28 protein-coding genes, 2 tRNA genes and 1 rRNA gene are annotated in these 26,348 nt (G+C 39.2%); 16 read left to right on the top strand and 15 right to left on the bottom strand.

Going from position 1 to position 26,348, the window contains the following annotated elements; all coding sequences use genetic code 11:
• Positions 1–7 precede the first annotated feature (7 nt).
• Positions 8–2,341, bottom strand: coding sequence for a S8 family serine peptidase (locus tag DK924_RS17780; RefSeq protein WP_010392578.1), 2,334 nt, complete (start codon positions 2,339–2,341; stop codon positions 8–10).
• 220 nt (positions 2,342–2,561) lie between these two features.
• On the opposite strand from DK924_RS17780, the gene DK924_RS17775 reads away from it, so the two are divergent.
• Entirely contained in the window at positions 2,562–3,014 is a 453-nt protein-coding gene (locus DK924_RS17775) for a cytochrome c (RefSeq protein WP_010392576.1), read from the top strand.
• A 52-nt stretch (positions 3,015–3,066) separates the two neighbouring features.
• Here the strand turns inward: DK924_RS17775 and DK924_RS17770 are convergent, their stop codons facing one another.
• Positions 3,067–3,723 (bottom strand): cytochrome b/b6 domain-containing protein, encoded by a 657-nt coding sequence (locus tag DK924_RS17770; RefSeq protein WP_109875823.1) that lies wholly within the window; start codon positions 3,721–3,723, stop codon positions 3,067–3,069.
• A gap of 105 nt (positions 3,724–3,828) precedes the next feature.
• Here DK924_RS17770 and DK924_RS17765 point away from each other — a divergent pair, with 105 nt between their 5' ends.
• The 3 genes from DK924_RS17765 (at position 3,829) to DK924_RS17755 (ending at position 5,410) form a co-directional block, all read left to right on the top strand.
• Entirely contained in the window at positions 3,829–4,533 is a 705-nt protein-coding gene (locus DK924_RS17765) for an AzlC family ABC transporter permease (RefSeq protein WP_109875803.1), read from the top strand.
• Positions 4,530–4,829: an AzlD domain-containing protein gene (locus DK924_RS17760; protein WP_109875802.1), complete on the top strand. Its 300-nt coding sequence runs from the start codon at positions 4,530–4,532 to the stop codon at positions 4,827–4,829. The genes DK924_RS17765 and DK924_RS17760 overlap by 4 nt, the downstream gene beginning before the upstream one ends.
• Before the next feature lie 89 nt (positions 4,830–4,918).
• Positions 4,919–5,410 (top strand): glutathione peroxidase, encoded by a 492-nt coding sequence (locus DK924_RS17755; protein ID WP_109875801.1) that lies wholly within the window; start codon positions 4,919–4,921, stop codon positions 5,408–5,410.
• A gap of 72 nt (positions 5,411–5,482) precedes the next feature.
• On the opposite strand, the gene DK924_RS17750 is transcribed toward DK924_RS17755, so the two are convergent.
• Positions 5,483–5,668: a PA3496 family putative envelope integrity protein gene (locus DK924_RS17750; protein WP_008108975.1), complete on the bottom strand. Its 186-nt coding sequence runs from the start codon at positions 5,666–5,668 to the stop codon at positions 5,483–5,485.
• 387 nt (positions 5,669–6,055) lie between these two features.
• Between DK924_RS17750 and DK924_RS17745 the strand changes: the two genes are divergently transcribed.
• The 5 genes from DK924_RS17745 (at position 6,056) to DK924_RS17730 (ending at position 9,239) form a co-directional block, all read left to right on the top strand.
• Positions 6,056–6,850 (top strand): YggN family protein, encoded by a 795-nt coding sequence (locus DK924_RS17745; protein ID WP_109875800.1) that lies wholly within the window; start codon positions 6,056–6,058, stop codon positions 6,848–6,850.
• A gap of 760 nt (positions 6,851–7,610) precedes the next feature.
• Complete coding sequence (locus tag DK924_RS18785) at positions 7,611–7,751, top strand: hypothetical protein (protein WP_010392563.1); 141 nt, start codon at positions 7,611–7,613, stop codon at positions 7,749–7,751.
• A 221-nt stretch (positions 7,752–7,972) separates the two neighbouring features.
• A tRNA-Ser gene (locus DK924_RS17740) sits at positions 7,973–8,063 on the top strand.
• Between the two features lie 54 nt (positions 8,064–8,117).
• Positions 8,118–8,210 (top strand) — tRNA-Ser (locus DK924_RS17735).
• A gap of 540 nt (positions 8,211–8,750) precedes the next feature.
• On the top strand, positions 8,751–9,239 hold the full coding sequence (locus DK924_RS17730) for an RNA-binding protein (RefSeq protein WP_109875799.1): 489 nt from the start codon (positions 8,751–8,753) through the stop codon (positions 9,237–9,239).
• Here DK924_RS17730 and DK924_RS17725 read toward each other — a convergent pair.
• Both DK924_RS17725 and DK924_RS17720 read right to left on the bottom strand, forming a co-directional pair.
• Positions 9,223–10,347: an aminotransferase class V-fold PLP-dependent enzyme gene (locus DK924_RS17725; protein ID WP_109875798.1), complete on the bottom strand. Its 1,125-nt coding sequence runs from the start codon at positions 10,345–10,347 to the stop codon at positions 9,223–9,225. The genes DK924_RS17730 and DK924_RS17725 overlap by 17 nt on opposite strands.
• A 1-nt stretch (position 10,348) precedes the next feature.
• On the bottom strand, positions 10,349–11,518 hold the full coding sequence (locus DK924_RS17720; RefSeq protein ID WP_109875797.1) for a monodechloroaminopyrrolnitrin synthase PrnB family protein: 1,170 nt from the start codon (positions 11,516–11,518) through the stop codon (positions 10,349–10,351).
• A 136-nt stretch (positions 11,519–11,654) separates the two neighbouring features.
• Here DK924_RS17720 and DK924_RS17715 point away from each other — a divergent pair, with 136 nt between their 5' ends.
• The 3 genes from DK924_RS17715 (at position 11,655) to DK924_RS17705 (ending at position 16,142) form a co-directional block, all read left to right on the top strand.
• Entirely contained in the window at positions 11,655–12,110 is a 456-nt protein-coding gene (locus tag DK924_RS17715; RefSeq protein ID WP_010392556.1) for an Lrp/AsnC family transcriptional regulator, read from the top strand.
• Positions 12,111–12,183: 73 nt separating this feature from the next.
• Positions 12,184–14,910 (top strand): ATP-binding protein, encoded by a 2,727-nt coding sequence (locus DK924_RS17710; RefSeq protein WP_109875796.1) that lies wholly within the window; start codon positions 12,184–12,186, stop codon positions 14,908–14,910.
• 92 nt (positions 14,911–15,002) lie between these two features.
• Positions 15,003–16,142 carry a GNAT family N-acetyltransferase gene (locus DK924_RS17705; protein WP_109875795.1) on the top strand — a complete coding sequence of 380 codons (1,140 nt, stop codon included), beginning with the start codon at positions 15,003–15,005 and terminating at the stop codon, positions 16,140–16,142.
• On the opposite strand, the gene DK924_RS17700 is transcribed toward DK924_RS17705, so the two are convergent.
• The gene (locus DK924_RS17700; RefSeq protein WP_109875794.1) at positions 16,119–16,709 is read right to left on the bottom strand and encodes a DUF938 domain-containing protein; all 591 of its coding nucleotides are present in this window, start codon (positions 16,707–16,709) and stop codon (positions 16,119–16,121) included. The genes DK924_RS17705 and DK924_RS17700 overlap by 24 nt on opposite strands.
• A 193-nt stretch (positions 16,710–16,902) precedes the next feature.
• Here DK924_RS17700 and DK924_RS17695 point away from each other — a divergent pair, with 193 nt between their 5' ends.
• The 4 genes from DK924_RS17695 (at position 16,903) to DK924_RS17680 (ending at position 19,720) form a co-directional block, all read left to right on the top strand.
• Positions 16,903–17,088 (top strand): hypothetical protein, encoded by a 186-nt coding sequence (locus DK924_RS17695; RefSeq protein ID WP_008113269.1) that lies wholly within the window; start codon positions 16,903–16,905, stop codon positions 17,086–17,088.
• A 213-nt stretch (positions 17,089–17,301) separates the two neighbouring features.
• Positions 17,302–18,681 (top strand): lyase family protein, encoded by a 1,380-nt coding sequence (locus DK924_RS17690; RefSeq protein ID WP_109875793.1) that lies wholly within the window; start codon positions 17,302–17,304, stop codon positions 18,679–18,681.
• A 108-nt stretch (positions 18,682–18,789) separates the two neighbouring features.
• Positions 18,790–19,308, top strand: a complete 519-nt coding sequence (locus tag DK924_RS17685; RefSeq protein WP_010392545.1) for a hypothetical protein — start codon at positions 18,790–18,792, stop codon at positions 19,306–19,308.
• A gap of 10 nt (positions 19,309–19,318) precedes the next feature.
• Positions 19,319–19,720 (top strand): hypothetical protein, encoded by a 402-nt coding sequence (locus tag DK924_RS17680; RefSeq protein WP_010392543.1) that lies wholly within the window; start codon positions 19,319–19,321, stop codon positions 19,718–19,720.
• Between the two features lie 15 nt (positions 19,721–19,735).
• Here the strand turns inward: DK924_RS17680 and DK924_RS17675 are convergent, their stop codons facing one another.
• From DK924_RS17675 to rrf, 9 genes are all read right to left on the bottom strand, one after another.
• Positions 19,736–19,921 carry a hypothetical protein gene (locus DK924_RS17675; RefSeq protein WP_109875792.1) on the bottom strand — a complete coding sequence of 62 codons (186 nt, stop codon included), beginning with the start codon at positions 19,919–19,921 and terminating at the stop codon, positions 19,736–19,738.
• Between the two features lie 63 nt (positions 19,922–19,984).
• Positions 19,985–20,305 carry a hypothetical protein gene (locus DK924_RS17670; RefSeq protein ID WP_010392540.1) on the bottom strand — a complete coding sequence of 107 codons (321 nt, stop codon included), beginning with the start codon at positions 20,303–20,305 and terminating at the stop codon, positions 19,985–19,987.
• Complete coding sequence (locus DK924_RS17665) at positions 20,302–20,940, bottom strand: DUF4178 domain-containing protein (protein ID WP_010392538.1); 639 nt, start codon at positions 20,938–20,940, stop codon at positions 20,302–20,304. The genes DK924_RS17670 and DK924_RS17665 overlap by 4 nt, the downstream gene beginning before the upstream one ends.
• Positions 20,941–21,011: 71 nt before the next feature.
• Positions 21,012–21,704 carry a PspA/IM30 family protein gene (locus tag DK924_RS17660; protein WP_036980772.1) on the bottom strand — a complete coding sequence of 231 codons (693 nt, stop codon included), beginning with the start codon at positions 21,702–21,704 and terminating at the stop codon, positions 21,012–21,014.
• Between the two features lie 89 nt (positions 21,705–21,793).
• The gene (locus tag DK924_RS17655; protein WP_008113284.1) at positions 21,794–22,207 is read right to left on the bottom strand and encodes a YjfI family protein; all 414 of its coding nucleotides are present in this window, start codon (positions 22,205–22,207) and stop codon (positions 21,794–21,796) included.
• Between the two features lie 80 nt (positions 22,208–22,287).
• Entirely contained in the window at positions 22,288–24,009 is a 1,722-nt protein-coding gene (locus DK924_RS17650; protein ID WP_010392534.1) for a polyamine aminopropyltransferase, read from the bottom strand.
• Positions 24,010–24,013: 4 nt separating this feature from the next.
• Positions 24,014–24,913 carry a DUF350 domain-containing protein gene (locus DK924_RS17645; RefSeq protein ID WP_075170889.1) on the bottom strand — a complete coding sequence of 300 codons (900 nt, stop codon included), beginning with the start codon at positions 24,911–24,913 and terminating at the stop codon, positions 24,014–24,016.
• A gap of 25 nt (positions 24,914–24,938) precedes the next feature.
• Positions 24,939–25,871, bottom strand: a complete 933-nt coding sequence (locus tag DK924_RS17640; RefSeq protein WP_008113289.1) for a hypothetical protein — start codon at positions 25,869–25,871, stop codon at positions 24,939–24,941.
• Between the two features lie 358 nt (positions 25,872–26,229).
• Positions 26,230–26,344 (bottom strand): 5S ribosomal RNA (rrf, locus tag DK924_RS17635).
• Positions 26,345–26,348: the final 4 nt, after the last annotated feature.

Genomic DNA, 26,348 nt, shown 5'->3' with positions numbered 1-26,348 from the left:
ATAATCCTTACTCTTGACCTGCGTGACCAAATGCACGAAGAGATACACCTTCAAGTACACTTGCTGAGTTATTATTACTAATACCAGTAACGCCTAGGGCATTATTTGTGCCTCTACTAAATGCAAAGCTGTCGGCGCTTGTATCTAACAAACGAACTGTCCAGGTACCTTTCGTAGACTCTCCGTAGAAAGCATTTGAAAGCATCACAGCATCTTTAAGTACATAACCAACACTCCAGCCATTAGTGAAGCTATATGCAGGGAAGAACAAAGCTTGTTTAGATGAAAGTAATACACTTCGAGTACCTGCTGGCGAAGTAACCTCAATAGCTAAATCGTTACCAGCAGATGTTTGTGTCCCATTACCCAAACCGAAGCCCATTTCAGGATTGCTTACATCAAACTTAAATTGCATCGCTTCAATATTGAGCTCTTCTGTAACTACAATTTCTTGCGTTAAACCTGTAGCGCTGTTATCAGGAATTTCTAAAGCTAGTGCACTTTCAGCAACCACTGAACCAACACCATTCCAATCCGTAATTACTTGCTCACCTAATGAAGCGTCATAAGATTTAGCCATGGCAACAGCTGCACCAGCATCTACGCGACCAAAGCCATATAAATTATTAAAGCTGAAACCTGCCGCATTTTCAACCCAACCGTCATGTGCAACAAACTCACCATCTGCGGTAGTTAACTTCACAGGGGCATTTTCAGCGTCAATTGATGTACTTGTTGATGCTAAGATATGACGCACATCACGCCAAGTTAGTTCAGGATTAGCGGAAAGAATTAGCGACACTACACCTGATGCATTTGGCGCAGCAGACGATGTACCGTTAAATGTAGATGTGTAGTTACAACTTGCGTTATCTTCATTACCAGGGTAGTTGAATGGGAATTGGCTTATAGCAAACTCTTCTCCATATGCTTGAGTAAAGCTTGCAACAGCACCACTATTAAAGCCTGAGTAACCGTTGATACATGTCATCTGATCCGTTGTTACCATTGCAGGTGCCCAACGACCATATTCACCAGCTGGCGCTGAAACCATTAAGTTAGCACCTGCAGTTGAGTAGCTAGTATGCTTACCATTTGCATTTACAGCAGCAACACTTAGATAGTAAGGATGACCTTGGCTTGGCTCAAACGCACCGTTGTAACATGTTAAACCTAAGTCGTTAGCACCATTATCTTCACATAGTGAGCCTTCATCTCCGCCATCAACAAAAGAGTTACCACTCGATTTCATATTAAGTGCACCCTTACCATCTCGCAGATTTAGGTTTGGGTATGACTCAATAGCTTCATCTAGTTCTGAATAAGCAATAAATGTTGGGAAAGTTATGCCATAACTACGGTTAAATGCAGAAATATTTTCTGTTGTGCTAATGCCGCTTCCAGGGAAACCATGCACCATTAACTCAGTTTGTGGGATTTTAGCACCACCAAGGTAATTCATACCAATTAAACCAGCATCAGGAGCAACACCACGGCCACCTTTACCATTCCAACCTTTTGCAGCAATCAAACCAGCTACACTTGTACCATGATCACCACTGTTTGACATACTAGTAGGATCTGTACGGTCAGTCGCATCAGCATTTAAGTTTAAAGAACGGTTTGGTAATACATTATCTATCAGATCTTCATGGCGGATTTCCATACCTGAATCGATTACAACTGCCGTTACACCTGCCCCAGTAACACCTTGAGCATAAGCATCAACAACATTCATATCTTCACCAGCTACAAGCTCGGTCGCCTCCGATTGAGCAAAACTAGCGTTAACATCGGCTTGCGCTTGTTCTTCTGTATCGCCAAATAAGCTAACGTATAAATCAATTAGGCCTTGCTTCATCTCGTCACTGAGCGAGTAAGCTTTCTGACCAGTATTGTTTAAATGCCACTGCTCATTTGCAAGAGGGTCTCCAATAATTCCTGAAATATTAATTTTCGCAGAGGCCGTTTTACCGTTTGCAGTTACTGTGTAGTCAATAACAGCATCTTCCCCTGAGACAGGAACATATGTAAACGAGTTACCATCTACCGTTAACATGCCATGGCTAAACTTAAACACACCATCTTGCGCGGTAATTTCCTCGCCATTTTCAGTAAAGCTAAAAGTAAGTGCATCACCATCATTATCACTTGCTTTAAAATCAGCAGTAACTGGAACCCACTGTTTTAAATCAACGACTACGACATCACTTGCCTTTGGTGCAACATCAGTAACAACAGGGACTTTATTATTATTGTCATTATCGCTGCCACCACATCCTGATAACGAAATTACTATCGCTGCAGACAACGCTGACAGCTTAAAAATATTATTTTTCATAAACGCTCTTCATTGGTTATTTTTATGACATCTGAATGTACACAACCAAGCAGCAACCAGCAACACCATGTTTACAAACATTCACAATAAACCATGAAATAATATCAGTCTGATTCAAGCCCATTAATAATATCAAAGTAATAATCTATGCATTCCCTTGAACTAAAGCCTGAGCTAAGATACAAAGATAATTAAAGAACCCTTAAAGGAGTAGAGTAAAGTGAAATTGAAGCAAGTATTTATCGGGGCGTTACTATCTACATGCGCATTTAGCGTATCTGCAAATTCTGCATTCAAAGAGCCGAGTGATGCGATTGAGTATCGCCAAGCTGCATTTTCTATGATTTCAGTTCAAATAGGCGATATGGGTGCCATGCTCAAGGGTAAAATTCCTTTTGATGCAGAGCAATTTAAGCAGCGTGCAAATAACGCAGCGGCATTGTCTAAAATGCCTTGGGAAGCTTTTTACGCAGGTACTGATAAGGGTGATACATCAGCACTTCCTGCGGTATGGTCTGAAAACGATACTTTTATGAAAAAAGCGACAGCATTTCAACAATATGCTGATGAACTTGCTGTAGCAGCTCAAACCGGTGACAAAGCTGTTATTGGTAAAGCGTTTGGTGCATGGGCTAAAGGCTGTAAAGATTGTCATAAGCAATTCAAAGACTAATATATAACTGTGTATTAAGAACAAAAATGGCGCTGTATTAGCGCCACTTTTTTTAACTAAGCAAATAACTTAAATGCTCACTTCCCCAGGTACTCATTAATAAAACTAGTAGTAGCAAAAATATAACCCATGCAACCCATGGTGACTTTGTCTCTGGCTCTGACCTTTGTGTTGCTAGTGCTTTATTACCGGTGATCATTGCTTTGACTAATGGTTTGCCTTTAATTTTGTAAGCAATAATAGCCACAACATGCAAAATAATCGCATAAAATAAAATATCAAAATTAATATGGTGCAACCAATTGGCAAAATCAATCGTATCACTCGATACATACTGCGCTAACGGGCCATCAGTTAAAATACCATCACTGCTCATTAAACCGCTTACTAGCTGCGCTATGATCAGAATAAAAAATAATAACACCATATAGCTACCAGGTGCAGAATGGCCCACCTCATTTGTTTTTTTGCCAGCAAAAGAAGCAAGCACCGATTTAGGAGAGTGCAGTAATACCGATATTTTTGCTGTTTTACTGCCAAATAGGCCCCATATAATTCGTGTTGAAATAAGCGCTAAAGTAAAAAAGCCAACCACAAAATGAAGTTCGATCATGCCCTCTTCTGCACTAAAATAAAGCGCAGCAATACTCAATACTAATAACCAATGAAAGCTTCTTACAAAGCCATCCCACACTTTTACCTTAAACATTGCACCTGCCCTAAAAAAAAGTATCATCTAAAACGCTAACTATTTTAGCTTCTCAATATTAAGGTATCCCGATGAGTCTTTCTACCAGTACGCAGAGTAAAACACATGCAATCAATTAAAAAACCAGTATTAAAAGGCTTTTTAGATATGCTGCCACTGTGTTTAGCGGTTATTCCTTGGGGCATTTTATGTGGCTCGTTAGCAATACAAAATGGCTTTACCCCTTTTGAAACTCAAGCCATGTCGCTACTGGTATTTGCAGGCTCGGCGCAGCTGGTTGCAATTGAGCTCATTGCTGGTAATACCCCTCTACTAACCATTCTTTTTACCACGTTTATTATTAGCTCTCGCCATTTTTTATATGGCTTGGCAGTTCGTCACAAAGTGATTGAGCAACCCATGCGATGGCGCCTGCCTGTCAGCTTTGTGTTAACTGATGAACTATTTGCTTTTTCGCACCACCCGCGCGCCTATCGTACTAAAACCCGTTTAATTTATGCATTGAGCGCAGGTTTTAGCTTTTATATTGCGTGGAATATTTGGACCCTCATTGGCATTGTAGCCGGTACTATGCTTCCAGATCTCACTAATTTAGGACTCGATTTTGCTATTGCAGCAACTTTTATTGCCTTAGTAATTCCAGGGATTAAAAACTTAGCTACTCTAGTTACAGTCATTGTTGCAGGGATCAGTGCCACTTTATTAAAAAGCACAGGCTTTGAATTATGGTTAGTATGCTCTGCGCTTCTGGCAATGAGCGCAGGTTACGCTGTTACCAGATTAGTGCAAAATAAGGGGGACAAAAGATGATGACCACTATTTTACTAATGGCATGTATTACTTTTTTTACTCGCTATTTATTCTTACACCGCGCCTTACCATTTAAAGTAGGGCCAAAAATGCAACAATTTTTAAGCTTTAGTGCACCTGCGGTACTAACGGCGATTTGGGTCCCTATTGTATTTATAAATGACGAAGGTATTAACCTAAACTGGCAAAACCCTTATCTCAGTGCAGCTATAGTCGCTATTATTGTTGCTTATAAAACGCATAATATTTACTTAACTACCTTGGCCGGTATGGGGCTATTTTTAATTTTAAATTAGCAGTAAGCGCTGTAAAAGTGACTTAGACTTTGTAGATCATCACGCAAGGGTTAGACTATGCAAAATAAACAAATAATAAGCGTATTTATATGCACCCATTCCATCAACTAAAGACTACCAGCCTACAAGGCCAGCCAATCGACTTTAAAGAGTTTGAAGGTAAAGTTGTATTAATCGTAAATACCGCAAGTGAATGTGGATTAACTTATCAATATCAGTCATTGCAAGCATTACATGAAAAGTATGCAAGCCAAGGTTTGATCATTATAGGCTTTCCATGTAACCAATTTGGTCAACAAGAGCTCGGCGACGCTGAGCAAATAGCGCAAGGTTGTTTAATAAATTACGGGGTTAGTTTTTTAATCGCAGAAAAAGTGAATGTAAATGGCCAGCATACAGATTCTGTTTTCCGCTATTTAAAGTCTGTACTACCGGGGTTTTTAACCCGAAAAATTAAGTGGAACTTCACTAAGTTTTTAGTAGCGGCAGATGGTACACCTATTAAGCGCTTTGCACCTATTACTAAACCTGAAAAACTAGAAAAAGTAATTGAAAAAGCTCTGCTTGCAGCTAAGGCTTAACCCCAAAAAACTATAAAGAGGCACAAAGCCTCTTTATTACAAACTGTAACGCTTATTTGTACTAGCGAGAGCTTAATCAATATAATCGTTTAAGTCATCTTCACCTAGATTTTTACGCAAGCGTTTTTGCTCAAGGTAATCCTCTAACTTTCTTTTCACCTTTTGCTTTTTCTTGTCGTGTTGATTACGCCCGACCATTTCGTATTCGTCTTCAACAAAATCATCATCTAGCGCATCGTAACTAAATGTCTTACCCACAACCCACTCCATAAAGTGTTTGAGACCAATTACGGATTTCTATATCGCGATAATTGGTGAAATTAAAATGTTCAACATAAATTAGCTGTACAAATTTACGTCAAAATAAAGCCACATAGCTATCCTAAATAGTCTCTGTGTCAGTATTGTGAATAAATAGCGTTAAATTTGAATTGTGGAAAGTGAGAGTTTTTTATCGTATCGATAAATTTTATTTATTAGCATTTAATTGTTGGTTATTTTGACCATATTTTAGTATTTTCAATGAGTACACTTTCGACTTTGAAGCATTCAAAAAATCTCAAGTCATTGTTTTAAAATATTAAAAATAATTGGCATCAAACTTGTTATAAGTTAATTATCATCAGCAAAAAGCAGAGAATAAACATGAAAAAATTATTATTAGTTAGCGCAATAATGTGCGCTCCAGTAGCAATGGCTCACAATACTAGCGACTCTTCAATTTCATTTAGTAACGATGAATGTAACGTTGAATTTAAGAACGATGTGCGCATCAAACCTAATGAATTAGAAATTTTTAAAGCCAATAATCAGCGCATGCTATTTACCGCTGAAGGTGAGCTGTCTATCAATGGCGAGCAAGTAGCATTAAATAGTGCACAGCGCCAAGCAATGACCGACTACACAGACAATTTACGCGTGCAATTACCTGAAGTGGCCAATATTGCCCTTGAAGGGGTTAAAATTGCAGGTATAGCATTAGAAGAAGTTGCAAATGCGTTTAATATTAACGGCCTCGATAATATTTCAGCCTTAATGGACGATATTCATCAAGAGGTTGAAAGCACCTTTTATCAGCAAGGTACTTTTGTAATGGGTCAACAAAGCTTTACTCAATTTGGTGAAAACTTTGAACAGCAGTTTGAAAAGCAAATAGAAACAGCAGTTGAATCAGCAGTAATGGAATCAATGGGCAGCATTTTAGTGGCATTGGGCTCTGAGTTAATGAGTTCAGGCGGTGACATGCAAGCATTTGAAGAGCGCATGGAAAATATGGGCGCACAAATAGAAGAAAAAGTAGAGCTGCATGCCAAAACACTTGAAAAGCGTGCAAATTCATTATGTGATGATTTTGTTGAAATAGCACAACAAGAAACGCAACTAACCGCTCAAGTTCCTGCATTAAAAGGCTATGAGCTATTTACTATTAAACAGCACTAATAGAATAATACCCCGCATTAATCTCCCTTTGCGGCATTTGCTTTTAAGCTATGCCGCATTTTGCCTTTTATACCCTATTTAAAACCATTTAACTCAAATAATAGACTGTTGAGCGGATCTACTCTTGCTGTGCAGCATTGTTTTGTGGCTTCATAGTAAAATACAAACCAAAGTATAATCTTCGCTTCGCTCTAGAATAGTTAAAATGCCACCCAAGCTGATGATTGTAAGCCCAAATTGCAAACATAATTAAACCCATCTTTTTAGATTTATATTCATGAGATGGTACGTTCCCCAGTTAGAAGCGTTTTAAAACGCAACTAACTCCAAAGTGCCTAGTAACCTAGGCACTTTTTTTATAATTTAAAAACCTCGCAACACTATTTTTATCGTTTATTTACTGCTCTTATCTGATAAATAATTAACCACCTATAAATAACATGTTAAATCTTTGAACAAAGCAAAGTTAAGCCCAAACAATACAAAATAATTTAATCTGAATAAATATTCAAAAAACTCTTTTTATAAACAGTTTAAACTCAAAGAAACCGAAAAGACCCCATATAAAAGCGACATAGCAATGAGCCCAGATGAATAATTATACAAAAAATAATAAACCAGTAGTTGAACGACAAATTAATAAAACGGTTTCGGATTAAAAAAACTAATACTTCACCAGTAATTTTTATCGCTTTATTTTTAACCACCCTGCGTGCAAAATGCACATGTTTTCAACAGACACAACCATGGAGCGAATAAAATGAACCCAATTAATACACTTAACCAAACAGCCACAACTCACGTTGCCGTTAAGCCAACTAATCGCAAAGCAAAAATGCTAGCTAAACTTAACCGTTACGGAAAAAAATTAGCACTTGGCGGTGCAATTCAATACAAATAATCACCCAACCATGATTTTGTATTGTTGCAGCAAACACCCAACCTCTAATGAAGACTCTTCTTTAGCTCCTCCTGTTTGCTGCCAGCCACCTCATAGCTAAAAATCACCTTAAATCTTCATTATTTATAAAAAAAACCGCATTTACGCTCACTTTTTAAGCAAACGATCTTTTTGCTATTTACACAGACTACTCTCCTAAGTATTATCCTGCATCACGACGTGGAGAGATGGCAGAGTGGTCGAATGCACCGGTCTTGAAAACCGGCAGGGGTTTATAGCCCCTCTAGGGTTCAAATCCCTATCTCTCCACCACTTATTTTTATTAATTGGTTTTATCCCGATTAATAATACGCAGAATAATGCGTCGGAGAGGTGTCCGAGTGGCCGAAGGAGCTCCCCTGCTAAGGGAGTATAGAGTTTGTAGCTCTATCGAGGGTTCGAATCCCTCCCTCTCCACCATTACTGAATATAAGCCACTTAATTGTGGTTTTTTTGTGCCTGAATTTTAACTCCGTTAAAAACTGGGAGGGTGAGAACCCTCGACAGGGTTCGATAAAGTGTCTGGAACAGTTTCGGCCGCTGCAAGCGTCGCGTAGCGATTGATTACATGGATGTAAGCAAGTCTATCCCTCCCTCTCCACCATTACTGAATATAAGCCACTTAATTGTGGTTTTTTTGTGCCCAAAAATAAGCTTTGCCGCTAATTGGGAGGGTGAGAACCCTCGATAGGGTTCGATAAAGTGTCGGGAACAGTTTAGGCCGCTGCAAGCGTCGCGTAGCGATTGATTACATGGATGTAAGCAAGTCTATCCCTCCCTCTCCACCATTACTGAATATAAGCCACTTAATTGTGGTTTTTTTGTGCCTGAATTTTAACAACCTATGGAATTGTTCGTTTTGGAAGGCATACTTGACTTAGGCTATTAAATTAAACAAATTGTATGGTGTTACAACTTAGTGCATTATAAATGATACTTTAAACCAGCTTAGGTTTAACCATGGCAAAGCAAATATTACTACTGTGTTTTTTTGGTGCCTGCACTGTCAGCATGGCAAATGAAGTGACGGTTTTTAAATGCACCATTAAAGGGGTGCCGACTTTCAGTCAAACTCCATGCGCTAAAGACGCTAAAGTGATCACGCTTAAAAACGTCAACATTATGCAAACCAATGCATTGCAATCTGAAAATGCCCTAGTTATCGATACCTCAGTTGATGACTACCTTGAGGTGCAACAAATAGAGCGCGATATTGTGCAGCTTGAGCTTAAAATAAAGCAATATCAGCAGGAATACGCGCAAAAGAAACAGCAAGTCGGTTACATGACCCAAGATAAAGCAAATCGTTTAGGCGCTGATTCGATTGCAGATGCAATTGCTACAGAAACTGCGGTACTTAAACAAAGATTTGAACCGCAAATAAAACAAGCACAACAACAAATAGCGGCACTCACTCAAAAAAAACAACAGCTTAATCAGCAGCCTTAATTACCTTTTTCACCGTAGTAATAAACGCTTGTATCTCTGACGCTGTATTGTATATGTGCGGTGAAATACGAATACCGAGTTTGCGCACATCCACACTTATATTTGCTGCCTCCAATTCCGCCAATACATTTTGTTGGTGCTTTGCAAAATCTAAAATAGCGGTACCACTACACTGATCTTTATCCTTTGGCGATACTAAAAAAGCAGCCAGCTGCTGCTGAAGTAACGTTAACAACGCCAAATTATGCGCTCTTACTTTATCCACACCAAACTGGGCAATATATTCAATGCTATCAGCGGCAATAACATAAGGGAGTATAGAAGGCGTACCACCCCAAAACCTAAGCGTTTTAGCGTTATATTGAAAATGCGTAATATCAAACTCGAATGGATTTTGATGTGAAAACCAACCAACATCCTTTGGTTCACATTGCGTTATTTGCTGTGGATTTATCCATAAATAAGCAGCTCCTGGCCCCCCGCATAACCACTTCACACTTGAGCCAATCATAAAATCGGCATTTAGCGCCGTTAGGTCTACAGGAATAACCCCTGCCGATTGCGCCACATCAATTATTGAGAGTGTATTCGTAACTTTACTAAGCGCCACAATATCGTTTAAAGGAGCTTGTACACCCGTATTAGAATAAACATGACTAACAAACACACCATCAATCTCTGGGGTTAAATATCGCTGCCATACATGCCTATCACTTAAATCTTCATGCTCCGGGATGAAACGTATTGTTGCACATGCAGGGAGTGCTTTTTGCATTACAAACCCCATACTTGGAAAGTCGGCCTGCGCCATTAATACCGTGCACTGTGGTTTATTAAATACGGGGTGCGACATAAGCAATTTAGTTAAACCACTAGATAAGTTAACCTGAGGACAAAACTGCTCACTTGGCGCATTAAATAGCCGCCCTAATGCACCCGTAAAATTTTCTATAGCCGGTAGCCATTGCTGCCATGGCTCTTTGGCACTTTCCTGCCAAGGAGTAAAAAACTGCTCAGTAGCATTTTCTAAAGTACTTTTTAGAGGGCGACCAACAGAGTGGCTTAATAAATAGCAACCCTGCGGCATGCAAAAATCATTTTTAGCCATATTAGTTAATCCACTGTTTTAACGTATTTAAGTCATCAAAACGCGTATTAATATCGTCTCGCTTAGCCGCAGCACGTCTATCCCTTAATTTAGCTAAGGAATCTAGCAGTACCGGTAAAGGCGGTCCACTGGCAGTGACTTTATTAATATGCTGTTGTTGCATTTGATGTGACGGTTGGGCAATAAACTTTTCAACCAACTGATTATGATGACCGATAGCGGTGTCACCATGTAATTTACACACTTGTATAAATAGTTTGCCGTGCTTTTGAAACCACTCTGTGTGTTTATATTGCTCGGCTTTTAAGAAGTCATCCATAAAGCTTTGCATACGCATGGCTTCTCGCAATATTTGTTGGTCCTCTGGCATCATATATAAAAATTTATCCACCAGCATTTGTGAGTAACTCGGCTCATTGGCACTGCAAAGCCCTAACAGCATATCAATAACATTAATGCCGGCAAAATCTCCCGCATTTGCACCACGGTAAACCTCTTTACCTACCCGGTAAGGCTTGTAGTATGGGCGTACACAATTAAAAAAACGCTCGGTATCAAGTTGAGTATACAAGGCATTATTCGACGCTATTACATCAATAAGTGCTGTTTTAACCACCTCAAGTAGTTCAGCCGTGACTGGGTGTGAAATACCTAATGGCAGTATTTTTAGTAAAGCATCACTCGCGCGCTTATACGCTAAAATACCTTGGGTGTTGTAATCTAAAAACAGAGCTTCATCATCAAGATTTGTAAACCGTTTATAGGTGCCATTAATGGCTTTATTATGAGTGGTTAAATGTGCGGTGGCAAAACGAGGAGTTACTCCAATAGAAGCACCAATATGCATAGCAAGCGCCGATGCTTCTATCAGCGGTGAACTATTCTCTCTGCTTGGCTCTGTAATTTCATGTCTACGACAAGCCGCCATAAACAAACCGACATTACCAAGTAAATCAAATGCGCTATCAAATCCTTCGTCGGTATTACCTTCGGCTAATAAATCGCTGATCAACGCATTACCGTGCTCTTTCAAGGTCTGCTTTAAGTTATCCCCAACCCCTTCAACATTTGCTTTATCATCTTGTTGCCAATACAACTCTTCTAACTGAGAGTTTAGAGCAACAAACTCAGACCTAATCCAATTATCAAATTTAGCAGTGTAAGAACTCATGACTACATCCTGTTATTATTATTTTTTAATGCTAGCAAAGATCCCAGAGGTTAAAACGCTAAAAAAAATAGTAAAAGCAGTTATTGTTAGCAATAATCACTATTACTAGACATATAATTAATAAGATTCTATAGCCATGTTAGATAATAAAGATCAGCAGCTACTCGTTGCCTTGCAATCGCAAGCCCGAATGTCGGTATCAGAATTAGCCAATACCATTAATCTCTCGGATACTCCTACTCTAAGGCGCATTAAAAAACTTGAGCAAGAACAGGTTATTATTGGTTATCACGCAGCTATTAACCCTAAGTCACTCAATCTTAATGTACTGGTTTATGCTTTCGTGCGACTGTGTCAAAACTCAGTGAGTGCTGCACAACAGTTTGAACAACATGTAGAAAAACTACCGCATGTACTTGAGTGCTCAGTGATCTCAGGCAGCCACGACTATTTATTAAAAATTATCTCTCAGGATTTAGAAAGTTATGAGCAGTTTGTAAAGCACCAACTGGGAAGCTTAAGCTGTATCGCCAACATAGAATCAACCGTTGTATTAAAGCAGTCATTTAGTAAAAAACAGTTACCACTTTAAAAAATAATACTATTTAGTACTGATTCGCTATACTGAGATTCAACTATAAAAATAATATTAAACAAGGATGCATGTGAAGATTTTTCGTTCAACATCCAGTTCTTCTGCTTTTTACATATTGTTTGCGGTGGCTTATTTTGCAACTGGTAAGTTATTAACTAATTTTGCCTTCCAATCACAAGTAATCCCTATCTGGCTCCCTGCAGGTGTTGCCCTAGTTGGCTGTTTTATCTGGTGGTGGCGTTTTATTCCGGCATTATTTATTGCCTCTGTCGCCTTTAATTTAAGTACCGGTGATAACGTTATTACTGATCAAGTTTTAATTGGCAATACATTAGAGCAGGTGTTACTAATCGGCTTTGGTGCTGTACTACAAGGGATGATTGGCGCAGCTTTTTTAAAATACTGGCTAGGTCATCCGCTGTTCTTAAAGAAGCGCCAATCAATAATTTATTTTATTTTTATCGTTGGTATTGTCGTTAGCCTAATATCGGCCAATATTGGCGTCTATGCTTTAAGTCAGTTTAACCCTGCTTACAGTATTGATAATCATTGGAGAAATGTTACTTTTTGGTGGCTTGGTGATTCTCTTGGTGTGCTGATCGCAACTCCTTTTATATTGGCGTTATTACAACCTAAATTTAAACGACATTACTTCACCCCACTACCTACCATCGCAGTTTGCTCGGTATTATTCATCTCTGTAGCTTTTACCACAAAGCTATATAATCAAGAGAGTTATTCAAATGCGATACAAATTGCCAAACGCGAAACATCTATCATTGAAAACAGTTTACTGAGCAATTTAAACCTCAGTCAAATAACCGTACAAAGCCTAGCAAGCCAAATACAATCAACACCGACTTTAAGCAAGCAAGAGTTTGATATTTACAGTGCTCAACTATTGGCTGAGCATTCATTTATTAAAGCATTTTCATGGAACCGCAAAATTAACCAGGCTCAGGTCAGTGACTTTAACAAACAGCTTGATGAAATTTATAATACACACAACTTTGCTCCGATCATTAAAGGCGCCCCATTATCAAACAACGATCCATTGGTGATTATCACTTATATTGCTCCTTTGTCAGAAAACCAATCCGCCATAGGTTTTAATCTCAACTCTCGTAAAGATCGTCGTGAGACTTTACTCGATCCACGTATCAAAAATCGCCCTGTCGGTACTAAAATAATTCAATTAGTTCAAACACAGCGACCTGAACCCGCGTATTTATTATTTTCTCCTGTGTATCAACAAAATAATGAGATTGCATCAATTAAAGGCTACGCAACAGGCGTATTTTTAGTGAAAAACATACTTGCTCAATCGCTTACCAAAGCACAAAATAAAATGTTTAATATCGCTATTTATGAAGCTAATGCTACCAGCCCGTTTTATTCAAATACCGAAAATATTCCAACCAAAAGCAATAAACTTACAACTATCGAAATTAATTTTGCAGGACAAACATGGCTAGTAGATTTAGCGATTAAAGATGAATTCTTACCGCATCAAACTAATAATATGACACTCTTTTTACTTATTTTACAGGTCATTGTAAGCTCACTCATTTTACTTATATTACTGTTGTTTAATCACCAACACCTTGCACTTTCACGTTTGGTAGCAGAGCGTACTCGCTCTCTCGTTAAGGCTAAACAGCATTCTGATTTGGCAAATCAAGCTAAAAGCCGGTTTTTAGCAAATATGAGCCATGAAATTCGCACCCCGCTTAACGCTGTGATCGGCTTTTCAACCTTAGCTAAAAATGAAGATAGTCCTGAAACTCTTTCTGATTATTTAAATAAAATTAATTTAGCATCTAACTCATTATTAAGTTTAATCAATGATGTACTCGATATCTCTAAAATTGAATCACAAAAACTAACCTTAGAAGTTGCTCCTTTTGATTTGAATGCTCTTCTTGCTCGGATCAGTAGCATGTTCGAGCAAAGCGCTGAACAAAAAGGTATTAACTGGAAAGTTGATAACCAATTACCAACCGACATTTGGTTTGAAGGTGATGTTATGCGAATTGAGCAAATTTTATTAAACCTGTGTAGTAACGCTATTAAGTTTACTTACGAAGGTGAAGTAAGTATTAGCGCATACAGCAAGGAGATCGCCGATAAACGTCATCAAATTACCTTGGCTATTAGGGACTCGGGTATCGGTATTGCCGCTTCAGAGCAAAGTAAATTATTTGATGCATTCACCCAAGCTGATAGCTCAACATCACGTAAGTTTGGTGGTACAGGGCTTGGTTTGGCAATCGCAAAAGAACTTAGCTTATTAATGTCTGGAGATATCAAAGTACAAAGTGAGCCAGGTAAAGGCTCCACTTTTACTCTGTCTGTCGAGTTAAATACCTGTGCTGTACAACAAGTAACGGCGAAGCACTCGCAACAGCATGTTGATTTAAGCAAACTAAAAATACTGGTTGCAGAAGATAACAGCGTCAATCAATTAGTGATAAAAGCAATGCTTAGCTCTTTGGGGATCACCCCAACATTGGTTGAAAATGGAGAGTTGGCAGTAGAACAAGTTAAAATAAATGACTTCGATTTAGTGTTAATGGATTGCCAAATGCCAGTTATGGACGGTTACCAGGCCACCGCATTGATACGGAAAACTAAAAGTGCTGAACAATTACCTGTGATCGCCTTAACCGCTGATGTAATGCCTGAAGATAAAGCCAATGCCTTAGCAATTGGTTTTAACGAACATCTTGCAAAACCTCTCGAACTCGATAAGCTCACACAATGCTTATCTCAATATATCGAGCAGGATGAACCATAAGGTTTTATCCAAAATAGAAAACCGAATATGGCTGTCGAATTATTATCAAAATTAACAAGTAACACACAGACAACAGTAGTAGGCAAATCATTATGAGCCACTTTTCTCACAGTTGGTTTAATAGTATTAATCAAATTGATGCTACACAGTGGCATCAATTTTTTGGTAATGACCCATTCACCCAACATGCTTTTTTATACGCACTTGAGCAAAGCCAATGTGTAAGTGCTAAAACAGGTTGGCAGCCTCATCACTTAGCCGTTTATGAAGGCGATAAACTCATTGCGCTTGCCCCTGGCTACTTAAAAGCGCACTCCTACGGTGAATATGTATTTGACTGGGCATGGGCCGAAGCTTATGAAAAAAATGGCTTAGATTATTACCCTAAATGGCTATGTGGTATTCCCTTTAGCCCGATTGAGGGACAAAGAATACGTATTATGCATAGCAATCCAAAGCTAGTGTATAAGTACATAACAGAGCAACTTAAAAGCCACTGCGTAGAACAGGCATGGTCAGGCTGGCATGTAAACTTTTGCGACAAAGCACAAGCCACCCATCTTTATGATACCGGTGCTATGCGAAGAATCGGCGTGCAGTTTCAATGGTTTAATAATAACTTTAAAGATTTTGACGATTTTTTAAAAACCTTTAATGCCCGAAAGCGTAAAGCCGTTAAAAAAGAGCGCGCTAAAATCACAGAGCAAAATATCAGTATTGAATGGCTCAAAGGCGAGAAAATCACTACCGCTACAATGCAGCTTTTTTGTGAGTTTTATCAACGCACTTATTTAAAACGATCAGGTCATTTAGGCTACTTAAACAGTGATTTTTTTAGCTTGTTACACGCTTTAATGGCTGACAAATTGCTCATTATGCTAGCCAAAAGAGACCAGCAAGTAATTGCCGCCACCTTAAGCTTAATTGATGATAATACCCTTTACGGCCGCTATTGGGGTGCTAGTGAAGAGATAGATTCGCTTCACTTTGAGCTGTGTTATTACCAAGGGATTGATTATGCTATTAAGCATAACATTCAGTGCTTTAATGCTGGGGCACAAGGAGAGCATAAAATCGCTCGTGGTTTTCAACCGGTAATCACTTACTCTGCCCATCACATTGTTCACCCCGATTTTAATAATGCCATTGCAGATTACTTAGAACGCGAATGCCAACATATCGAAATTTACAAACAACAATGTAGCACTTTATTGCCGTTTAAAAATGAGTAACTGATTATTTGCAGGCATCGCAGTATCGCTGAGTAACTTAAGCCCATATTGCACTGCAAGCTGCTCAACCGCTTCGAAATCACGAATACCACTAAGCGGATCGCGACTTTGCAATAAACTATTAAATTCATCATTACTGGGGCTGGTAAACTCCCCTTTATATTTGAAAGGGCCATATACACACACCACCCCTTGCTGGTTTAAGTGCTGATTTAATCCAGCAAAAAAACGCGTAATTAACTCCCAGCTCACTATGTGAAAAGTATTAGCAGTATATACCGCATCCACTTTATTTACTGGCCAAGAATAGTTTAGATCAAGTAATAAAGGCGGATGCAAGTTTGCCAGTTGCACCTCATCATGCCATAACTTTATTCCTTGATGATTAACCTCTCGATCACTGGTATACCATTGTAAATGTGGCAATTTTTTGGCAAAGAAAACACTATGCTGACCCGTCCCCGAGCCTATCTCAAGTACTGATGCTGCATTTTGCAATGCAGGCTGCAAAGCCTTAAGTATATGATTTTTATTATTTTCGCAGGCTTGTGAAAACGGTTTGGTCATACTGATGCACCTAAATTGCAAATGAATGCACAATAGTAAAACAAATTTCAGCTATTCTGTCGTGAGTAAATTGACCAAAATAATAAAATAACATCAATTTCAATACGTTAAATTACCTTTACCGAGCTGGTACGCTATATGCTTTTATTAAATTACTCACTTAATGAGTACTAAACTACAAAAGGATAACATTATGTATATTTCACCTTATACCGCAGTAGATGCTGCAATGGCAGTTACAGACAAAAGCCTAGATAAAACGAGTTATGAAACAGATTGTAGAGCAACGGTTATCGACTTACTTTCTCATGTAAAAAATACTCAAAAGGCACAAAACAAACATGAAACAGACCAAATATTTATTCTTGGCTACAATTAAAATTCTGTTTAGCCTTGTAACCGGCTGTTTATATAAATACATTATTTAAGTCGACTTAAAATCAGTTTAAGTCGACTTTTTATTTTGTTCCATCATTAGCTTACCTTGACGCCCTCTACTTTTTAGCTATACCGTTTAAAATAGCAACAACAGCACCATATCTTTTTATATAGCGTAGTTAAATGTCATATATTCTCTTTTATAGGAGTACTAATGAGTAACTTTAGAACAGAATCAGATAGCATGGGCACACTCAACGTGCCTGCTGACGCACTTTATAAAGCACAGACCCAACGCGCCATTAATAACTTTACGATCAGCAGCCTCACAATGCCGCAGCAATTTATTATTGCCTTAGCGTATATCAAGCAAGCCGCTGCAATAGCCAATTTCAAACTAGGCCATTTAGATAAAACAAAAACAAATGCGATCGACCATGCCTGCCAAGAAATTATTGATGGTAAGCATTATGAGCATTTCCCCGTTGATATTTTTCAAACTGGCTCAGGTACTAGCTCAAATATGAATGCTAATGAGGTCATTGCGAGCTTAGCCTCAAAACATGCTAACCAAGCTATTCACCCAAATGACGATGTGAATATGGGGCAAAGCTCTAATGACGTTATTCCCACTGCGATTGCTTTGAGTAGTGCGATCAGCGTTGATAAAAAATTACTGCCAGCACTAGCAAATTTAGCAGACGCCTTAGAGCAAAAAAAAGCAGACATCGGCCACATAGTTAAAACTGGGCGCACTCATTTAATGGATGCAATGCCAATAACTTTTGAGCAAACACTCAGCGCATGGCAATCGCAGGTAAAGCATGCAGCTAGCGGTATTGAGCATGCACTAATACGTGTCTGTGAGCTAGCGCAAGGTGGCACAGCAGTAGGTACAGGTATTAATGCCGACCCACAATTTGCCGCTCTATTTGCCACACAGCTAACTGAAAAGGTTGGGATTCAATTTACCCCTAGCGATAACTTTTTTTATAATATTGGATCACAAGATGCGATTGTCGCTTTATCAGGACAGCTAAAAGTCTATGCAGTTGCACAAATGAAAATAGCCAACGATTTACGTTGGATGAACTCAGGCCCACTTGCGGGACTTTCAGAAATTGAACTTGAAGCATTACAGCCTGGCTCATCAATTATGCCGGGTAAAGTGAATCCGGTGATCCCAGAAGCCGCTGCAATGGTTAGCGCCCAAGTCATTGGTAACGACGCAACCATTACGGTTGCAGGCCAAGCTGGCAACTTTGAGCTTAACGTAATGCTACCGGTAATCGCTTACAATATTTTGCAAAGTACCGAGATACTCGCTAATAGCGCGCAAGCGTTGGCAGATAAAGCCATTGCTAGCTTTAAAGTTAATCAAACTCAGATTGATAAAGCATTAACTAAAAACCCGATTTTAGTGACTGCGCTAAACCCTGTTATTGGCTACGAAAAAGCAGCAAAAATTGCTAAGCAAGCTTATCAGCAAGCACAGCCAATTATTGATATCGCTGAGCAAGAAACCGACCTATCTCGATCAGAATTAGAGGCATTACTCAATCCAGCTAAATTAACGCAAGGCGGGTTAACTTAAAAGCTCTCCTTATCACCTCTTTAATATGTTGATAGTAGAGTTTTTATTGCTGTAATGAATGCACAGTGTATGATAGTGATGAATAATTCATCACTATCAGGAACGATTATGCGTACTCCATTACTCGCTCTACTGCTACCGCTTTGCTTAACGGCGTGCTTAGAAACAACCTCAAATAAAACTGAGCAAACTAAAACCAATGCGGTAGAAAATACGTCTACGCCGATACCGCAACAAAAATTACCACAAGCGAATAAGCAAAATAAAATAGCACAGCCATTACCAGCTGATGCAGCAAAAGAAGTGTCGCTTGATGATATTAAAACAGCAAAAGATAAGCTAAACAGCCTCATAGCAGATAAGCAATGTTCAACGAGTTCACAGTGTAAAGTGAATGCTGTTGGTAGCCGTGCCTGTGGTGGACCGAGCGATTATATTGTGTACTCTACACAAAGCGCCCCCCAAAAACAGGTTTCAGCCCTAAGCGATACAATTACTCAATTGGAAAGTACTTATAATGCGCAAAAAGGCATGATGAGTATTTGCCAACATTTAACTGCGCCTAGTACCCAGTGCGTTGAAAATAAATGTGTTAAACTTGAAGGCTCTGCGGTAAGTGTATTTTAAGGATTAGATTATGAGTTGTTTGTCATCCGTAATTAAACTATCAGCTGCCAGTGTTGTCATGACTATGCTGCTTAGCGGTTGCAGTAGCGCACTAACACCAAGCACAGCTCAAAACGCGAGTGAATCTGTTTTAAATACTCAGCTTAATGAGCTTACAAGTAATAAAAGCTGCACAGCCAGTTATCAGTGTAAGGTGTTAGGTGTTGGCTCGCGTGTCTGTGGGGGGCCGAGTAAGTATGTTGTGTATTCAACATTAAATAATTCTCAAAAGCATGCCGAGCAATTAGCACAAAAAATCACTCAGCAAGAACAAAAAAATAACACTGCGCTTGAGTTCGATGACTGTTCACCAGTGCTAGAAGTTCACTCTTTATGTATTGATAACCAATGTAAAACCGTTAATTACCAGTAGCAGTTCGTTTCGGTGTTAATTTAATAGTGGTATTAACACCGAAATAACCATTACCATGAAAATACATACACCAGCCTTAAAAATGTATTCCAAAGGCATGTTCTTTTGTACCCAATAAGCATATATAAAACGTACAAAGTAGCTTGCCGCTGTGCCAAATAACGCAAACATAAGTAAGTAGGCAATCAATATAATATTCACAGCTGCACTTCTTTAGAAATAATAACCTCAGTGTAAGTATTTTATATAAAGAAGGCAAAAGGGTTACTTAGTCTTTTTTGTATGCTCAATGAGTAGATCTGCTACCTGTTGCTTTACCGCTCTTTTATCATCTACTGCAACTTCAAACCGACTAGCCAATTGCGCTATTTCATCATCATTTAAATTAAACGATAAACGCTGCCGTGTTTTTTTAGACTTTACATCAAGGCCTAAAATTTTGCGGATCATATCTGAGGGAGTAAGTTCTTGGTCGATAGCTTGTTTTTTTATCGACTTTTGTACCTCACTACTCAAATCAAAGGCCATTTGCGTGGCGCGCACAGCTTGCTCTTGGCGCAACCACTTGTCTTTAGCATCACTCACTGGGCATCTCCAGGAAACAAGTCAACAATATCGCTAATTGGGCGAGTTAATGTCAGTGATACTTCTGTTTCACCTCCCTCCCAAATTTCGATATTAACGCTATGCCCTTCATCGGGTGACGCTAAACAAATCATTTCACAGGGTTCACCACCGTCTTGCTCATAGCGAGGTAGCGCTTGGCCACGAAAATCTTTATTATGAAAATAACATACATAAGGTGATTCGCTTTGTTGATAACTTCCAGCTAAAAACTGCATAAAGCGCTCAGGCGTATTTTTAACTGTAATATGCGTTAACGATTCTTCATCAAAAATACGTGAAAACTCATCCAAACCAAATACTTCATCAACATCATCACGCTGAATCTTTATTGAGAAATTAGCCCACTGCTCACCATCGTTTTGTTCTATTTGTAAAAACACCACTTGGCCTGTGTTAGTTTCAAGTACGAATTCAGTATCACTACTATGTTGGTACTGATACGTTTGCACATCAATAACGCGAAGTGTTTGGCCTTTGAGCCATGCAGGATAAGCAAACGAGTCAATCACTGTAAACATGTCACCTTTTTTAAGGTCACTCGCGTGATTAAGCTGACGTTCTGGCTTTTTTTTAGATTTGAAAAAATTAAACATATAAGGTGCCTCTGTAAGCAAAAAAGGTAACGGAGCAAAACTCGGTTACCTTTTTAATATGGTTCTAAATGTTAGCTATTTTGCTTCGCTTTAATGCGCGCTAGAATATCAGCACTTTTTGGATTGGTATCACCAATACCTGCTTCAGCCATTTTAGCTTTTAAATCATCGCCATTAACATCTGCTTCTAAAGACTTTGCAGCACCTAATTGATCAGTACGGTCTTGTTGGCGTTGCTTAATACGCTCAAGCGATTGACGCGCCGACGTCATTGACGAATTATTAGTATTAAGCGTGCTATTTACAGCCATTGTCGCTTGTTGAACGCTTTCTGTGGTTTTAACCATAGTAAGCTGACGCTGGTTTTCTTTAATTGATTTTTCAGCATCTTTAACTTGCTGCTTCAACGTCACTATGTGATTAGTAAAGCCCGCTAACACTTGCTCGTGTTCGGCTTTCTCAGCTTCAAAGTCACCAATTTTTTCTGCAATTTCTAATGCTAATGCTTCATTCCCTTTTTCAAGGGCTTGACCTGCATACGCTTCGTGCTCAGCAATTGATGCATCTACTGCGCTAATTTTACGTTTGGTTTGCATCTCTTTAGCCATTACTTCTGTCAGGCTTTTTTTAGCACGATTTAGTGCATTTTGTGCATCGGCAATTTCTTGTTCAAAAATACGAATACCATTCGCATCAACAATTGCTTCGCCCGCTTCACGCGCGCCACCACGTACCGCTGTAAATAATTTTTTTAAAATACTCATAATCTTAACTCCAAAAACTTGTTTATATCCTATTAGGTAAAGCGAGAGCCATATACTATTAGCAATCAGCACTTACCTAGGCGGGTATCCTAATCGTTTAAATACAAGGTCACGGCTTCTAGTGCATCAATTGCGTTATCCGCTAACGTCACTAGTTCGTGGGTAACGTCATCTAATGATGAATTTACCGAAAGTGCACCAAAAATCGCATATTTATTATCAATTTTGGCAAATGCACTTAGCGGAATTGGCACGTTTAAACGCAGTAGTGTTTCGTTTAACTCGTCGCGTAACTCGCTTTTTACTTCGTCTTCACCAAACAAGTAGCTAATACATAATAATTGCTCTTGTGTTTGGGTAACAAAAATTGGAAGCTCATCGTTTCCATCAACAATGACTTGTAAAACATCTTGCTCACCTGGATTGGCAATCAAGAAAGACTCAAAGTTAGCACCCTCAGTTTCAAAAGACGCTAATTTTATTGAAAGTTCATTTAATTCCATGTCTCTGCCTTTTTGTCGTTTGACATATTATGTCTGAGTTAAGATTCGCATGGTCGACATATTATGTCAACCATGTTTTATTAATTTTTATACAATTCACTTTCTATTTGCCAAGCAGCCCGGTAATAATCATATAAACGACCAGAACCTAACCTATTGACTTCAATATCTTTCACTTGTTCAAAATAGTTATTAGGAAATGCAAAACTGGCTAATAAATATTTTTTACTAATCCACCGAGATGGCACTGGCATATCCGTTATATTGCTAATACGTGCACTTGGTGATTGCCCCATTTTAGTAGCAATAGTCCACCCCCACTGACCAAACGAAGGGATGTTTTGCTGATATTGCTCTACATAATCAAAACCTGCGGCTTTCACCGTTTTAGCAATACTTAAAAATGCCTTTTTCGCATGATAAGGCGAGGTTGACTGTACCGCCATAGCACCATCAGGTGCCAATAATTGGCGCACATGGTTATAAAAATAGTCGCTATACATCTTATTCAGATCGGGATGATTAGGGTCTGGCAGGTCAATTAGGATAGTATCGAACTGCTTTGACTGATCCAGTAGCCTCTCAACTTCTAAAAATGCATCACCCACAATAATATTTGCTCGGGGGTCATGCATCGATTCATTATTGAGTGCCACTAATCGCTGTTTAATATCATCAGGCGGTGTGTATTGATTATCTTTATGACCAAATAAATTGAGTAGCTGTCCATCTAAATCAATTAAAGTCACTTCCTCAACCGGCCACTTTAATACATCACGCATGGCCAATCCGTCACCGCCACCAATAATCAAAATACGGTCATGACGATTAGATGCGAGCATTGCAGGATAAACAAGCATTGAGTGATATATTTGCTCATCAATACTTGAGAACTGCAAACGACCATTTAAGTATAGGTCAGTGATAGGCTGTGGCTGATTTTTACTTAAGCGTTCGGTTAACACCACATGCTGGTACTTCGTTGCTTGGGAATAAATAACTTTATCTTTGTATAGTACGTTACTTAGGTTATCCATCCAGCTACTACCAAACTGCAAAATAAAAGCGAATAACACCAGCAGTAATATATGGCAAACCAATAGCAACTTAGCAAAGCGTACATAGCTATGGTAACGCCATAAAAAGGCAAGGCCGGCAATAATGTTAAATAGCGCTGTCCAAGCGGCGGCTTGCATTATTGGCATCGCGAGCATAATACTCACCCAAATTGCCGCGCCAATACCAGCGCCAATATAGTCAGCCCCATATATAGTGCCGGCGTTATTTTCTAAAAAACGTCCATAAACATGCTGGCGAATACGCGCAATAAGCGGTATTTCCATACCAATAAATAACCCTAATATTAAGCCAAATACATAAGGTAAAAAGCGAGACCACTCTTGCAGCTTTTGAAACACGTAACCATTAAGAATAACGTCAGGTGGAATATTAAAAATACTTGAGAATAAATGAGGGAGTGAATAACTAACAGCAATGATACTGGCAATGGCTAATATACAGCCCATACCTATGAGCGCAATAATGCTTTCTAGCCAGGCAAATGCGGTAAAAGCATCTTTAAACCAACGCGCTAAAAATGCACCCATCCCCATAGCTACAATCATAGTGCCTATCATGGCGTAAATTGCACTCTCAACTGAGCCTAGTACTCGGCCAGCGTAATGAGAAAGTAAGTATTCATAAATAAGGCCGCATCCTGCGAGTACGGCCATAACAGTGATCAGTAAAATATCATGCCCAAGTAAATTAAATTTACTTGGGGAAGCTTGAGTTGATGACACGTGATTATGCACCCAGTAGTGTGGCCATAGTGATCCCGACAGCAAATGACACAGCTGCGGAAATAGCGGCAACACCCACATTCTTTTGGCGATTCACTTCATCTGAAATATTACACCCAGCAAGAATGATTTTAATCGTCAGTAAGTGCAGTAAAATGAAAGCAACCAAACAAACAACGGCGCTTAGCGCCCAGTAAAGTAAACTCGCGTTAATATTATCGGCAGCATAAGGAGCAATGCCCGTTGCAGCAGTAATGGCTAATGCACTACCAATTAAAAAGCCTGCATAACGAACACCTACTGCTAAATTACCATCAACAATGGCTTGTTGTAGGCAATCACCGCTTTTATTGGTGCGTTTAAATAACTGCACTCGGTATTGGCTTACTAAAAGCAGTACCACACTACCAATCACAAAAGCGGCAATCACAATAGGAATGCCATGCCAGCCTTCGGTAGCAACCCATAATAGTGCAGAGCGAATAACCACTGCAACACTAACTACATGGCCAAAATCAATAATTGACGCAGTAACGTTACCTTTGACTATTTCGTTATGTAAGCTTACTTTACGCAATGCCACTTTATCTTGAAAAAAGTGACCCAGCTTTATAAGCAAAATTGCTAATGCACCATAGCCAAGCATTAACAGAGCTTCTTTTTGTAACGTAGCAGCAAAAGCACCACTACTTACACCCGTTAATACAATCGCAAGGGCAACTAAGCCAGCGGCAAAGCTTATTCCGAATGCAAAGTTATCTCGCTCGGTAATTTCATCATTAGCATGTAAATTAGACACCCAACCTTTAATATACTTTAGGCTCACAAACAGTAAGATGATGATTGCAAAGTCTACAGACAGTGCTTGCAAAGACCACATAGTTATTCCATTAAATTCATACATATTATTCTAACTCCAACGTTATTCTTTACTTACCACGACTTACGCCGCGCGAGGTTCTGCTGCTGCTATTACGAACCGATCCTGAATTATTGCTGTAACTACTCGCTCTTGAGTAACTGCTGCGACTTTTAGGCGGCGTATAACTGCTGCGACTCAAACCTGATGCACCTGTTTTTTTACTCGCATAAGGACTAGTGAACTGCTTGCCTTGGCGTTGGTAAGATTGTCGTGTACGTGTTTCTAATGCACTTTGGGTTTTTATTTGTTTCGGGCTTGAGTAACGAGTACGACCATAGTCATTGTAGTAACTATACTTGCGGCGTTTACTCCAACTTCCGTATTCAACTCGGTCAAATACATCACCCAAAATACGGTACATGCCGTACCATTGCCAAAAACTAATACCGCTACTATTCGTTTGCCAATTACCATAGTTAGGATTACCTACCATTTGGTTACCAACCCCTTGGCCTTCAGCTTTTTGGCTTATAGCACCAACTCGTGCCAAAGAGCCATTCGACATATCCGCAAGCATATTAATAGGATCGGTTAAGGCATCAGAAAATAACGTTGGCTTGGCCGCCTCACGCAATAAATCAATATTGTATAAAGTGTCTTCGTAAGGAGGAATTAAGTAATTACCCTTAATATCATCAAGACGTTGGGTTAAGCCACTATAAAGGGCTCCTTGGCGTGTGGCATCAAGGCTAACTACATCAACAACCTTACTGAGTTCAGGCTGCTGTTGTTTAAGGATACGACTGTATTCTTTAAGAATAATCGCATTACGTATACTACCATTATCAAGTGCTTTACCAAGCTGAGTAAGCTCGACATCGGCCTTTTTAATGGACTCTTGAATTGTTTGTTGTAGCTGTTCTTCTTTAGATTGACAACCAATCAGTGCTGTAAACAAACAAAACAGGCTGAGAAGTTTCCAAGCTTTTATATTCGACATTCATGTCACCTGATTTACTAAATTATCCTAGATAGTTTTACACAGGACAGTTATTAAACCAACAATGAAATTGCAACAAGATGATAATTTAGGGACTAGTTTAAAGATGCAAGGAGAATAACTAAGATCAGTAAAGAGAGAGTGCTGATGGTAATACTTCAAAACTGAGGGCTGTACACTGACTTATATTTGGAGTCGGTGTGCTACTTCGAAGCGACAGCAAAGTAGTATGTCATGGGATTGGGTCTGTTCAATTCTCTTCCTTTAACCTAATACCTTTCAGCTCGAACCTTCTTTTTACTTTATTCCAGACGTAAAAAAGCCCGACTCTTTCGAATCGGGCTTTCTTGTATTTGGAGCCTGGTAATGTCCTACTTTCACATAACAAATGCTACACTATCATCGGCGCTGTTTCGTTTCACTACTGAGTTCGGCATGGGGTCAGGTGGGTCCAAAACGCTATTGTCACCAAGCAAA

The sequence above is a fragment of the Pseudoalteromonas sp. meg-B1 genome (assembly GCF_003173795.1).
Classification (GTDB): Bacteria; Pseudomonadota; Gammaproteobacteria; order Enterobacterales; family Alteromonadaceae; genus Pseudoalteromonas; species Pseudoalteromonas undina.
This window is presented reverse-complemented; position numbering and strand designations above follow the sequence as displayed.

What these genes read in the sequence shown, in the direction of transcription:
- DK924_RS18785 (WP_010392563.1), top strand. Translation starts at nt 7,611, where the DNA reads ATGAACCCAATTAATACACTTAACCAAACAGCCACAACTCACGTTGCC.
- DK924_RS17680 (WP_010392543.1), top strand. Translation starts at nt 19,319, where the DNA reads ATGAGTTGTTTGTCATCCGTAATTAAACTATCAGCTGCCAGTGTTGTC.
- DK924_RS17770 (WP_109875823.1), bottom strand. Translation starts at nt 3,723, where the DNA reads ATGTTTAAGGTAAAAGTGTGGGATGGCTTTGTAAGAAGCTTTCATTGG.
- DK924_RS17730 (WP_109875799.1), top strand. Translation starts at nt 8,751, where the DNA reads ATGGCAAAGCAAATATTACTACTGTGTTTTTTTGGTGCCTGCACTGTC.
- DK924_RS17720 (WP_109875797.1), bottom strand. Translation starts at nt 11,518, where the DNA reads ATGAGTTCTTACACTGCTAAATTTGATAATTGGATTAGGTCTGAGTTT.
- DK924_RS17690 (WP_109875793.1), top strand. Translation starts at nt 17,302, where the DNA reads ATGAGTAACTTTAGAACAGAATCAGATAGCATGGGCACACTCAACGTG.
- DK924_RS17655 (WP_008113284.1), bottom strand. Translation starts at nt 22,207, where the DNA reads ATGGAATTAAATGAACTTTCAATAAAATTAGCGTCTTTTGAAACTGAG.
- DK924_RS17685 (WP_010392545.1), top strand. Translation starts at nt 18,790, where the DNA reads ATGCGTACTCCATTACTCGCTCTACTGCTACCGCTTTGCTTAACGGCG.
- DK924_RS17640 (WP_008113289.1), bottom strand. Translation starts at nt 25,871, where the DNA reads ATGTCGAATATAAAAGCTTGGAAACTTCTCAGCCTGTTTTGTTTGTTT.
- DK924_RS17715 (WP_010392556.1), top strand. Translation starts at nt 11,655, where the DNA reads ATGTTAGATAATAAAGATCAGCAGCTACTCGTTGCCTTGCAATCGCAA.
- DK924_RS17780 (WP_010392578.1), bottom strand. Translation starts at nt 2,341, where the DNA reads ATGAAAAATAATATTTTTAAGCTGTCAGCGTTGTCTGCAGCGATAGTA.
- DK924_RS17755 (WP_109875801.1), top strand. Translation starts at nt 4,919, where the DNA reads ATGCACCCATTCCATCAACTAAAGACTACCAGCCTACAAGGCCAGCCA.
- DK924_RS17765 (WP_109875803.1), top strand. Translation starts at nt 3,829, where the DNA reads ATGCAATCAATTAAAAAACCAGTATTAAAAGGCTTTTTAGATATGCTG.
- DK924_RS17725 (WP_109875798.1), bottom strand. Translation starts at nt 10,347, where the DNA reads ATGGCTAAAAATGATTTTTGCATGCCGCAGGGTTGCTATTTATTAAGC.
- DK924_RS17695 (WP_008113269.1), top strand. Translation starts at nt 16,903, where the DNA reads ATGTATATTTCACCTTATACCGCAGTAGATGCTGCAATGGCAGTTACA.
- DK924_RS17660 (WP_036980772.1), bottom strand. Translation starts at nt 21,704, where the DNA reads ATGAGTATTTTAAAAAAATTATTTACAGCGGTACGTGGTGGCGCGCGT.
- DK924_RS17645 (WP_075170889.1), bottom strand. Translation starts at nt 24,913, where the DNA reads ATGTATGAATTTAATGGAATAACTATGTGGTCTTTGCAAGCACTGTCT.
- DK924_RS17760 (WP_109875802.1), top strand. Translation starts at nt 4,530, where the DNA reads ATGATGACCACTATTTTACTAATGGCATGTATTACTTTTTTTACTCGC.
- DK924_RS17705 (WP_109875795.1), top strand. Translation starts at nt 15,003, where the DNA reads ATGAGCCACTTTTCTCACAGTTGGTTTAATAGTATTAATCAAATTGAT.
- DK924_RS17665 (WP_010392538.1), bottom strand. Translation starts at nt 20,940, where the DNA reads ATGTTTAATTTTTTCAAATCTAAAAAAAAGCCAGAACGTCAGCTTAAT.
- DK924_RS17700 (WP_109875794.1), bottom strand. Translation starts at nt 16,709, where the DNA reads ATGACCAAACCGTTTTCACAAGCCTGCGAAAATAATAAAAATCATATA.
- DK924_RS17745 (WP_109875800.1), top strand. Translation starts at nt 6,056, where the DNA reads ATGAAAAAATTATTATTAGTTAGCGCAATAATGTGCGCTCCAGTAGCA.